The following is a 10,343-nucleotide window of genomic DNA, read 5'->3' as shown; positions in this document are numbered from 1 at the left end:
ATAAATACATAAACAATGGAGATTAAAATAATAATGAAAAATTCAAATATAAAGCAAAACTTTAATCGTTCGTTAGCTGCTATTGCAGTTGGGGCATGTTTAGCTGCGTCTCCGATGACCTTTGCCGATAATGTTAGTGGCTCTATTTACGGTAAAGCAATTTAGGGTAAAAGTGTAACAATTAAGAACCCAGCGACAGGTTTAAACGTGTTGTTGGTGAAGATGGTCGTTTTAACTTTTCTAAGTTGCCGACAGGCAAGTATACTGCTGGCAATGGTGTAGATACTCGAAACATCTTAGTCGCTATTGGTAAGGGCAGTAATGTTGATTTTACAGAAGTTTCTGAAATTATCTCTATTGTGGGTAATTCTTTAGTTAGTATCGATACCACATCGGTAGAATCGACTTCAGTCTTTACTGCTGAGCAAATAGACTTATTACCGGTAGCAAGAGATTTGACATCAGTTGCTTTGTTAGCTCCGGAGCAACAGCAGGTGATTCTGGTTTAGGAAATGGTAATACGGCCTCTTTTGGTGGTTCGTCAATTGCTGAAAATGGTTATTTTATTAATGGTTTCGATGTTACTTATATTAGTAACTTTACCTCTTTTGCTGACCTTCTTTATGATGCTGTTTCACAGCAACAAGTTCGCACCGGTGGTTATGGCGCAGAATACGGTCGTTCATTAGGTGGCGTTGTTAGTTTAGTAACTAAACGTGGTTCAAATGAATGGAAATTTGGTGGCTCAATTGAATCTACGCCAGCAAGTTTTAGAGAAGATGGCAAAGATGTTACTTCTCGCGATCCTGATTTAGAATACTCTAACCGTTATTCTTCATTCCGCTCAGCTAATGAATTTGACTCTTTATCCTATAATGCCTATGCATCAGGCGCTATTGTTGAAGATAAACTATTCTTTTTTCGCTTATTTGAAGGCCAAGATGATGAAAGCAATACCTTTGGTAAACAAACAAGTGAGACAATGAAAGACGACTCACCAATGTACTTGTTAAAGCTTGATTGGAATATTTCAGACGACCATTTATTAGAGATGACTTACATCGATAATGAAGAAACACAAGAATTTACCTTATACAGTAACCCTGAAGATATGTATTAAACTGGAACTCATGGTGAAGCTGCTGACCCTTATGAAATCACCAAAGGTGGCGATTTTTTTATCGTTAACTATACCGGATTTTTAACTGATGATTTCTTAGTAAGTGTTCTTTGGGGCAAAATGACCAATGAACTAGAAACGCGTAACCCTTATATCGGCCCTGGCGATGAATGTGAGTTAGTATTCGATCGCCGTGAAACACCTTCAAGTTCACAAAGCATTGGTTGTTGGGGTATTGCTCAAGGCCAAAGTACTGTGCCTGAAGCTGGGATCGCTTCTGATACTGATGAACGCGACTCTTTACGTTTAGGCGCAGAATGGATTCTAGGTAAACATACACTTCGTGTCGGTTATGACCAAGAGAAATTTACCTCGACTAAACGAGGCACTACTTTTACAGGTGGCGAATACTGGCGCTGGCATGTAGCTCAAGATGTTGACGGAGCAGGCGGACAAAGTGTCAATGGCGCATTTGTAACAGCAGGTGAAGAATATATTCGCCATAGAGAAAGTAATACGGGTTCTGCTTCTTATGAAGTTGAAAACACAGCATTTTATATAGAAGACACTTGGCAAGTTACTGATGAGTGGATGGTATACTTAGGTTTGCGTTCAGAAGGCTTTGAAAACCCCAACGGTGATGGCGATTCATTTTTTAAATCTGACAGTGAATTGGCGCCGCGTTTGGGCTTCTCTTGGGATATGGATGGCGATGGTAACAAAAAACTTTTCGGTACGGCCGGACGTTACTTTATGCCAATCGCGGCTAATACAAATATTCGTGCTGCAGGCACTGAATGGAGCTATGAAGAGTACTTTTATGTAGACAGTGCTGATGAAAATCCAATCACTGCTGCTCTTGATAAAGTGGGCGACGCTATTGGTACAAGAAACTCTAACGGTGATGAGAAAGCGCCTGATTCAAGAACCGTAGCGGCAACAAACTTAAAACCTATGCATCAAGATGAATTTATTCTTGGCTATCAACAGCAGGTTGATGACTGGATTTTAGGTGCGAAGGCTATTTACCGTGAAGTTAAAGATGGCATGGATGATTACTGTTCTCATCAGCCATTTATCGATTATGCAACAGACAATGGTTATAATGATTTTGATTATAAATCAATGGCTGGCTGTATGATGATGAACCCAGGTAATGATTTTTCTATTGCGCTGGATCTTAACAATGACGGTAATTACGAGGTAGAAAGTGTTCCTAAAGAATACTTTGGCCTAGAAAAATACAAACGTACTTATAAAGCTTTAGAATTCACTTTCGAGAAGCCTTTTGCTGACGGTTGGTTCTTGCAGGGCTCTTATACTTTAGCTAAAAGTGAAGGTAACTCAGAAGGTTATGTTAACTCGACTCTAGAGCAAGATGATGCAGGTTTAACACAAGACATTGATAATGCATTATTTCAAGATGGTGCCTATGGTGCTTTACCCAATGATCGTCGTCACACTTTTAAAGCTTTTGGTGCATACCAAGTTAATGATGAGATTTCAGTATCTGTTAATTTCAGTTTACAATCTGGTCGTCCAAGAAACTGTGTTGGTTTTATTCCACTTGACGAACTTAGAGATGAGTTAGGTGTTGATGCTGGCGGTTTAGCTAATTACGGTGCTTCATCGTTTTACTGTGGTGGTGTATTAGGTAATCGTGGCGATCAAGGCCGTACTCCATGGGTTAAAAATGTTGACCTAGGTTTAACGTATAAGCCGGAATATGTTGATGGCTTAACCGTGAAAGTCAATGTTAGAAATGCCTTTAACTTTCAAGAAGTCACTGAATACAATGAAACAGGTGACGTAGGCTCGGCTTCATCGAGACTGCCTAACCCTAACTATACGACACCGGTAAACTACCAAGCTCCACGTAGAATTACACTGACTGCTCGTTATAGTTTCTAATTAAATAGTAAAGTTAAACATATTTAAATTAGCCAAGCCGTTCAGGTAAACTGAGCGGCTTTTTTATAGGTGAGTTTAGCCATTTTTTACTATTACATTAAAACATTAAGGGAGAAGCCCCGGACCGCCTTGGTTTTCAACAGTATCAAAAGAACAAAACGAATTAGCAGGTATTTCACCTTTAAATCTAGGGTCCCATTATGATGGAAATGAGGGATTAAAACGTGCGTTTTTTCGGTAAACGTGAGGCTAAATGGGGAGGTAGTTAAGTGCTCATTTTGCTAAAGTGAACAACATTGACGCGCATGCTGTCGCTTATAAGTGCACGGCTATTTGTCATAGTACTTACGCAATATTGAATTTAAGGTTACGCTATGCTTTTTTACACTATATATATTAAGAGGTAATGCTTTGCTACAGCGGACTTTATATTTATTACGCCATGGTGAAATTGCTACACCGGGTATTTTAGCCGGTAAAACAGATGTCGCACTTTCTGAAAATGGCTTGCAACAGCTGTGGGACGTTAGCCAAAAATTACCTGAGATATCCTTTTGTATCAGTTCGCCTCTGCAACGTTGTCAGGTGTTTGCCAAAGCATACTCATTAAAATACAGCATTAATCTTCAATTAAGCGATAACCTTAAAGAAATGAATTTTGGTGATTGGGATGGGCAAACCTATCAAGCCTTGTGGCAGATAAAAGCCAGTGCTGTGCAGCCTTCACTGGGTGATTTTTGGCAAAATCCTTGGCAGCATGCTGTGCCTAATGGTGAAGCTATGGCTGATTTTGCCAAGCGTGTCGATACTTGGTGGCAAGAATGGCTCGCAGACGCACCCGAGGGGAATACCTTAGTGGTTGCGCATGGCGGTGTTATCAAACACTTAATTGCGCGCGTACTTAATTTGCCTATGCCAGGCACGGTTCATATGAGTCATATTGATATTCCTTATGCGGGGCTAGTTAAAGTTAATATTTATACTGATGATAGTGGCGTTGATTGGCCAAAAATAGTGTGGTGATAAGTTACCTTGATAAGTCAATGAGTTCGGTGTTATTGGCAATTAAAACTTGCTATTTTTAGTGAGCAGACGATAATCTCCACACAAAATTATATAACTCATTTTTAATGTGGGAATGTGGTGAAAAACCGCAACTGTACCCGCAACTGTAAAAGCCTTTTAGTGGTAGTTAATAACCATAAAGCTTAAGTCAGGATACCCATTAATTTAGAGTCATTTGCCTATCAAAATGACAGGCATAACCAACAAAGTCGAGCGGGTTTACTCGAACATTGTATTATCGACTCTTGCATTTTTAATAAACTAAGAGATTGATTGTGCTCTGTTTGCCGCTCCTTAAGTGTCAACAGTATGTGAGTAGCAATTTTTGAATAGTCGCAAGGATCAATCCTCATCAATAAATACCGCTAATACCGCATTGCTTTCAGTGCAGCACCTTTCTTGGCATGCCGACAGCCAGCTTATTTTAGATGATATTTCTTTCACCATTGAAAAAGGCAGTTTTACTGGTATTTTAGGGCCTAATGGAGCAGGAAAGTCTAGCTTACTTCGCTGCTTATATCGTTATGTAAAACCCGATTCTGGTTTGGTAAAATTTAATCAAAAAGATATTTGGCAAAAGTACGACGCCTATCAATATGCGCAAGATATCGCTGTAGTTTTACAAGAAACACCCACCCATTTTAACTTAACTGTTCATGACGTTGTTGCGCTCGGTTTATTGCCACACAAAGGTCTATTTACCCGTGAACAAGCCAGCGACCGACTCAAGATAGACCGTGCTATTAAGCAGGTTGGCTTAGTGGATAAAAATTTACAAAATTTTGAACATTTATCTGGTGGAGAAAAACAACGCGCACTTATAGCTCGTGCTATCGTACAAACGCCCAGCTTACTTATTATGGACGAGCCAACCAGTCATCTTGATGTTCGCTACCAAATTCAGGTTATTGAATTAGCTAAATCGCTAGGCATCACGGTTATTGCGTCTTTTCATGACTTAAACCTTGCCAGTGCGATGTGCGATCAACTGCTGGTGTTAGATAAAGGCAAACTGGTTGAACAAGGGTCACCACAAGCTGTGATCACCTCTGAGATGTTATCAAATGTATTTGGTGTTTGCGCGCAAGTCTCTCTTCATCCACAACATAAGGTTCCTCATATTTCTTATTTTTATGGCTACGATACTCAAGACAAAACGGCAGAAAGTAGAGCGTTACCTCATGTTTAAGGTCAATCATTCGGGGATTATTTTTCTGACCTTAGCTTTTGGTGTTATCAGCTTTATTGCGTCGTTATCTTTAGGTGCGGCAGATATCAGTTTTAGCGATGTTACTACGAGTCTACTGGCTAGTTTATCCGCAGATAAAGACGCTAGTGAGGTGATTTTTTATGAGCGTATTATTTGGGAATTACGCATGCCACGCGCTATTTTAGCGTTTTTAGCAGGGTGTGGCTTAGCGGTTTCTGGCCTGATTTTACAAACGGTAACGCGAAACCCCTTAGCCGACCCTTATCTTTTTGGTATTTCTTCAGGGGCTTCTTTAGGAGTCGTTATATCTATTGTTTTACTGGGCAGCACTATTTCTGTTGTAACACCTGTCGCGGCTTTTGTGGGCAGTTTAGTGGCGATGCTAATGTTGCTAATGATCTCTGGTCGTCGGCAAAGTCAACAAGTTGAATCTATGCTATTGGCTGGCGTAGCGTTATCGTTTTTGTTTAGCTCGTTTACTAGCTTGTTACTTTATCATACCGATCCACAAGCGGTTACGGCGATATTATTTTGGACTATGGGCAGTTTTTCGCGTGCGCAATGGTCAATCTTATGGTTTCCCGCGGTCGTTATTATTAGCTGTGTCATTATGATGTTAGCGTATCGACGCCAGTTGAATGCAATGTTGTTAGGCGATGAAAGTGCGACAACCTTAGGTATTAATGTTAATCGCTTTCGCTTAGTGATGTTGGTACTGAGTTCACTGATCACCGCAACGTTAGTCTCTTTGTGCGGCGGTATAGGCTTTGTTGGCTTGATGATACCCCATATTGTACGATTTTTTGTTTCTCAAGGTACTGTTTTTGGCATTATGTTAACGGCTTTAGTTGGGGGTGTTTTTATGATTTGGGTGGATGTATTATCGAGAGTTGTATTAGAAAACCAAGAGCTACCCGTAGGTGTTATCACTTCTGCTTTGGGGAGCTTATTCTTTTTATCCTTGTTGTACTTTCGCAAAAATAAAGCTTAAAGGAGCTATTGATGAACTTTGCTATTAAAAAAGTAACTGATGTGTTTAATCAACAGATCCAGTCGACTATCGATGGAAAAACTAAACCACTCGGCGCATTAGGCCAACTAGAAGATACCGCTAAAATTATTGCCGCGGTGCAGTTATCAACAGTAAATACTGACCAACAATCATTGAGTATTAAACATCCTAGTTTATTTATATTTGCTGGTGATCACGGTGTTGCAGCGCAAGGTGTGTCTATTGCACCGAGTGAAGTGACCTCACAAATGGTTGCTAATTTTGCCAGCGGTGGCGCGGCGATCAATGTCTTTTGTAAGCAGCTTGGTTGGCAGCTAAGTGTGGTAGATACGGGTATTTTATCGCCAATTGATAATTGTTCAGGCGTTATCAATCAACGTTTAGGTAATATCACGGCACCGTTAAATATCGCATCAGCGATGAGTCTAGCGCAAGTTGAACTCGGTTTTGAAAAAGCAACTGCTTTGGTCAAATCAGTTCATGAAAAAGGCTGTAACTTAATTGCTTTTGGTGAAATGGGAATTGGTAACACCACTTCTGCCGCAGCTATTATGGCGGCTGTTATGGCTATTCCAGCCAGTGAATGTGTTGGTCGAGGTACTGGCGTTAGTGATGAAATAGTAAAAATAAAACAACAGGTCATTGAGCAAGCATTAGTGCTTCATCAAGGAAATCTAAACAGCCCTAAAGAAATTTTAGCGTCTTTAGGCGGTTTTGAAATCGTACAAATTACCGCCGCTATGTTAGCGGCGGCCGAACAAGAGATGCTTGTTGTTGTTGACGGTTTTATTTGTACTGCCGCCGCTATGCTCGCTATCAGCATTAATAAAAACGTTAAAAATTATATGATTTTTGCTCATTGCTCGGGTGAGCAAGGTCATCAAAAGATGCTTAGCCATTTGCAGGTTAAGCCGCTATTAAATTTAGGCTTACGCTTAGGGGAAGGCACAGGCGCTGCATTAGCACTGCCATTAATTCAGGCAGCTGCGGCTTTTTATAATGATATGGCAAGCTTTACTCAGGCGCAAGTGACTGATGTTACGGGTGCTAACACTAACAAAGCTGAAGATTAAATGACTAAGCAAACACGCTGGCAACAATGCCAACAACAATACTATTTGTTGTTACTTGCTTTAAGTTTTTTTACTCGTATACCGGTGCGTTTACCTGAGGTGGTAAAACCTGAAATGCTCCATCAAGCGAGCCGATATTTTGCCTTAATTGGTTTATTTATTGGTGTGATCACCGCCTCTACTTTAGTATTGTTGGCGAGCTTTTTACCCATTTCTTTAGCGGTACTCATTTCTATGGCGGTGAGCTTATTGCTTACCGGCGCTTTTCACGAAGATGGTTGGGCTGATGTTTGGGATGGCTTCGGTGGTGGTTGGACTGTTGAACAAAAGCTAAACATTATGAAAGATAGCCGTTTAGGGACTTATGGCGCAGCCAGCTTGTTTTTCATTTTAATGATCAAATATCAGAGTTTAGTGTTATTAAGTAGCCATAGCAGCAATCCTTTATTAGCACTTTCTGTGGCATTGATTATAGCGCATACCTTAAGCAGGGCCGTCAGTACCAGTTTAATCTTTAGCATGGCTTATGTCAGCGAAGATGCACAATCAAAAGTTAAACCTTTAGCGCAGCATTTATCTCTAAAAGGCTTGTTAATCTTATTAATCACCGCAGCGTTGGTGATATTTAGCTTATTACCAGCATTGCATTGTTTAGCACTAATAGGGGGCTTATGGGTAATGCGTCTTTTATTAATATTTTGGTTTAATCGTCAACTAGGCGGTTTTACTGGTGATTGTTTAGGAGCGGCGCAACAAATTTTAGAAGTGGCGGTTTATATTATTTTACTGGTCTTGGCATCTCCTGCGACAACATTTTTGACGGAGGCAGGCCTATGAAAATTAGTGATGCCAATACACTTCATTTAATTTTAGGCGGCGCACGCTCAGGAAAGTCGAGCCTCGCCGAAAGTATTGCCAAACAGGCTGAGTTAGCCGGGCTAACGATATGTTATCTCGCTACAGCACAAGCCCATGATGAAGAAATGAGCGCACGTATTTTACAGCACCAAGACGAGCGTCCTCAACATTGGCAACTGCTTGAGTCGCCTTTGTATTTAGCTGAGGCACTTCAACAAGCATTACAAAGCAGTGATTGTGTGCTGGTTGATTGCTTAACACTGTGGCTCAGTAATTGTTTGTGCCATCAAGATAGCGAGTTTTATCGCCAACAAAAGTCACTGTTTATCGAATTTATAACGCTTTTTATTAGTGATACCTGCACTTATCAATCAAAAAAACTTATTTTTGTTAGTAATGAGGTTGGGCATGGCATTGTGCCTATGGGCGAGCTGTCGCGACAATTTGTCGACCAAGCGGGTTGGCTGCATCAAGAACTGGCGACATTAGCTAAGCAAGTCGATTTTGTCATTGCTGGATTACCACTGACATTAAAAAGTGACGCGTTGATTAGTCAAATATCGGAACAACAAAACTAATGAAAACATTAATGGTGCAAGGCACCACCTCTGACGCTGGAAAGAGTACTTTGGTTGCTGGTTTATGCCGAGTATTTGTAAATTTAGGTTATAAAGTTGCACCGTTTAAGCCACAAAATATGGCTTTAAATAGTGCTGTTACTAGTGATGGTGGTGAAATTGGTCGGGCGCAAGCACTGCAAGCGGTTGCGGCAAAGATTGCCCCACGTGTTGATTTTAATCCGATATTACTTAAACCTAATAGCGATACTGGTGCACAAGTGATTGTTCATGGTCGAGCCATATCAAATATGGAGGCGACCAGCTACCACGACTATAAAAAAGTAGCGATGGACGCTGTCCTTGAATCACATCACCGTTTAGCGAAAGAGTTTCAGCTGCTAATGGTTGAAGGGGCTGGTAGCCCCGCAGAGATAAATTTACGCGCTAATGATATTGCTAATATGGGCTATGCCGAAGCCGTTGATTGTCCAGTGATCCTCGTTGCTGATATCGACCGGGGGGGTGTTTTTGCTCACTTAGTGGGAACACTCGAGCTATTATCACCTTCAGAGCAAAACCGCGTGGAAGGTTTTATTATTAATCGCTTTCGTGGAGACATTAACTTATTAACGTCTGGACTTGATTGGTTAGAAGAGAAAACGGGTAAGCCAGTATTGGGGGTATTACCTTATTTACACGACTTAACGCTTGACGCCGAAGATGCCGTTGCGATTGAAAATAAGGTTGAACAAGCCAAAATAAATATTGTTGTACCGTTATTACCGCACATAAGTAACCATACCGACTTTGATACGTTACGCTTGAACCCGGAAATAAATTTACGCTATGTTAAAATGGGCGAGCGGATAAACAATTGTGACTTAGTGATTTTACCCGGCAGTAAAAATGTTATTTTTGATCTGCAATTTCTTAAAGACCAAGATTGGCAAAGCGATATAGAACGTCATTTACGCTACGGCGGTAAAGTGTTTGGTATTTGTGGTGGCTATCAAATGCTTGGGCAAACTATCAACGATCCTGAAGGTGTTGAGTCAACGATTGAGACGATAACCGGCTTAGGTTTACTCGAACTTACCACTGAATTAACCGCAGAAAAAAAATTAGCTCAAGTCTCTGCCACTATGACCTTGGGCAGTAAAAGTTGTCAGGTCAAAGGTTATGAAATTCATTGTGGTGTTTCTACCATGACGGCTATTGATAATAAAACCCCTGTGCCTCTGTTGCTCAATAAAAGTGACAATCAGACCAGCGATGGTTGTGTTTCAAATGATAATCAAATAGCGGGCACTTATCTACATGGTATTTTTGATGAAGGGGCTGCGACACAATTATTAGTTGACTGGTTAGACAGTAACAATGATATCCAGCAGACGATTAATCTTGATGAACACCGAGAGCAACAGCTTGAACGTTTGGCTAATGTTTGCCAGCAATACTTAAGAATATCAGCGATTGAAGATATTATTAACAACAGCAAAACGACCACACCCTAGTGCTTGAAAAGCGCCTCTTA

The 10,343-nt window shown here is 40.7% G+C and carries 12 protein-coding genes and 1 riboswitch; of the genes, 11 read left to right on the top strand and 1 reads right to left on the bottom strand.

Going from position 1 to position 10,343, the window contains the following annotated elements; genetic code table 11:
- Positions 1-33 precede the first annotated feature (33 nt).
- On the top strand, positions 34-165 hold the full coding sequence (locus tag H4J66_RS20480; protein WP_259369148.1) for a hypothetical protein: 132 nt from the start codon (positions 34-36) through the stop codon (positions 163-165).
- Between the two features lie 80 nt (positions 166-245).
- A complete protein-coding gene (locus H4J66_RS15425; protein WP_182175877.1) occupies positions 246-509 on the top strand; it encodes a hypothetical protein in 264 nt (87 codons plus the stop codon).
- 151 nt (positions 510-660) lie between these two features.
- Here the strand turns inward: H4J66_RS15425 and H4J66_RS20475 are convergent, their stop codons facing one another.
- Positions 661-786 (bottom strand): hypothetical protein, encoded by a 126-nt coding sequence (locus H4J66_RS20475; RefSeq protein ID WP_259369146.1) that lies wholly within the window; start codon positions 784-786, stop codon positions 661-663.
- Between the two features lie 196 nt (positions 787-982).
- Here H4J66_RS20475 and H4J66_RS15420 point away from each other — a divergent pair, with 196 nt between their 5' ends.
- From H4J66_RS15420 to H4J66_RS15380, 9 genes are all read left to right on the top strand, one after another.
- Positions 983-1,120, top strand: coding sequence for a hypothetical protein (locus H4J66_RS15420; protein WP_182175876.1), 138 nt, complete (start codon positions 983-985; stop codon positions 1,118-1,120).
- Positions 1,121-1,240: 120 nt separating this feature from the next.
- A complete protein-coding gene (locus tag H4J66_RS15415; RefSeq protein WP_182175875.1) occupies positions 1,241-3,031 on the top strand; it encodes a TonB-dependent receptor domain-containing protein in 1,791 nt (596 codons plus the stop codon).
- Positions 3,032-3,442: 411 nt separating this feature from the next.
- A complete protein-coding gene (locus tag H4J66_RS15410; protein ID WP_182175874.1) occupies positions 3,443-4,054 on the top strand; it encodes a histidine phosphatase family protein in 612 nt (203 codons plus the stop codon).
- A 72-nt stretch (positions 4,055-4,126) separates the two neighbouring features.
- Positions 4,127-4,276: riboswitch (cobalamin riboswitch) on the top strand.
- Positions 4,277-4,421: 145 nt separating this feature from the next.
- On the top strand, positions 4,422-5,285 hold the full coding sequence (locus tag H4J66_RS15405; RefSeq protein ID WP_220463317.1) for an ABC transporter ATP-binding protein: 864 nt from the start codon (positions 4,422-4,424) through the stop codon (positions 5,283-5,285).
- Positions 5,278-6,297 (top strand): iron ABC transporter permease, encoded by a 1,020-nt coding sequence (locus H4J66_RS15400; protein ID WP_182175873.1) that lies wholly within the window; start codon positions 5,278-5,280, stop codon positions 6,295-6,297. The genes H4J66_RS15405 and H4J66_RS15400 overlap by 8 nt, the downstream gene beginning before the upstream one ends.
- An 11-nt stretch (positions 6,298-6,308) precedes the next feature.
- Positions 6,309-7,391 (top strand): nicotinate-nucleotide--dimethylbenzimidazole phosphoribosyltransferase, encoded by a 1,083-nt coding sequence (gene cobT / locus H4J66_RS15395; RefSeq protein ID WP_182175872.1) that lies wholly within the window; start codon positions 6,309-6,311, stop codon positions 7,389-7,391.
- A complete protein-coding gene (locus H4J66_RS15390) occupies positions 7,392-8,228 on the top strand; it encodes an adenosylcobinamide-GDP ribazoletransferase (RefSeq protein WP_182175871.1) in 837 nt (278 codons plus the stop codon).
- Complete coding sequence (gene cobU / locus H4J66_RS15385) at positions 8,225-8,827, top strand: bifunctional adenosylcobinamide kinase/adenosylcobinamide-phosphate guanylyltransferase (protein WP_182175870.1); 603 nt, start codon at positions 8,225-8,227, stop codon at positions 8,825-8,827. The genes H4J66_RS15390 and cobU overlap by 4 nt, the downstream gene beginning before the upstream one ends.
- On the top strand, positions 8,827-10,323 hold the full coding sequence (locus H4J66_RS15380; protein ID WP_182175869.1) for a cobyric acid synthase: 1,497 nt from the start codon (positions 8,827-8,829) through the stop codon (positions 10,321-10,323). The genes cobU and H4J66_RS15380 overlap by 1 nt, the downstream gene beginning before the upstream one ends.
- Positions 10,324-10,343 lie beyond the last annotated feature (20 nt).

It is taken from the genome of Colwellia sp. MB3u-55, from assembly GCF_014076785.1.
Classification (GTDB): Bacteria; Pseudomonadota; Gammaproteobacteria; order Enterobacterales; family Alteromonadaceae; genus Colwellia_A.
Note: the sequence above shows the minus strand (reverse complement) of the source record. Positions and strands in the feature narration are given on the sequence as shown.

What these genes read in the sequence shown, in the direction of transcription:
- H4J66_RS20480 (WP_259369148.1), top strand. Translation starts at nt 34, where the DNA reads ATGAAAAATTCAAATATAAAGCAAAACTTTAATCGTTCGTTAGCTGCT.
- H4J66_RS15420 (WP_182175876.1), top strand. Translation starts at nt 983, where the DNA reads ATGAAAGACGACTCACCAATGTACTTGTTAAAGCTTGATTGGAATATT.
- H4J66_RS15415 (WP_182175875.1), top strand. Translation starts at nt 1,241, where the DNA reads ATGACCAATGAACTAGAAACGCGTAACCCTTATATCGGCCCTGGCGAT.
- H4J66_RS15400 (WP_182175873.1), top strand. Translation starts at nt 5,278, where the DNA reads ATGTTTAAGGTCAATCATTCGGGGATTATTTTTCTGACCTTAGCTTTT.
- cobT (WP_182175872.1), top strand. Translation starts at nt 6,309, where the DNA reads ATGAACTTTGCTATTAAAAAAGTAACTGATGTGTTTAATCAACAGATC.
- H4J66_RS15390 (WP_182175871.1), top strand. Translation starts at nt 7,392, where the DNA reads ATGACTAAGCAAACACGCTGGCAACAATGCCAACAACAATACTATTTG.
- cobU (WP_182175870.1), top strand. Translation starts at nt 8,225, where the DNA reads ATGAAAATTAGTGATGCCAATACACTTCATTTAATTTTAGGCGGCGCA.
- H4J66_RS15380 (WP_182175869.1), top strand. Translation starts at nt 8,827, where the DNA reads ATGAAAACATTAATGGTGCAAGGCACCACCTCTGACGCTGGAAAGAGT.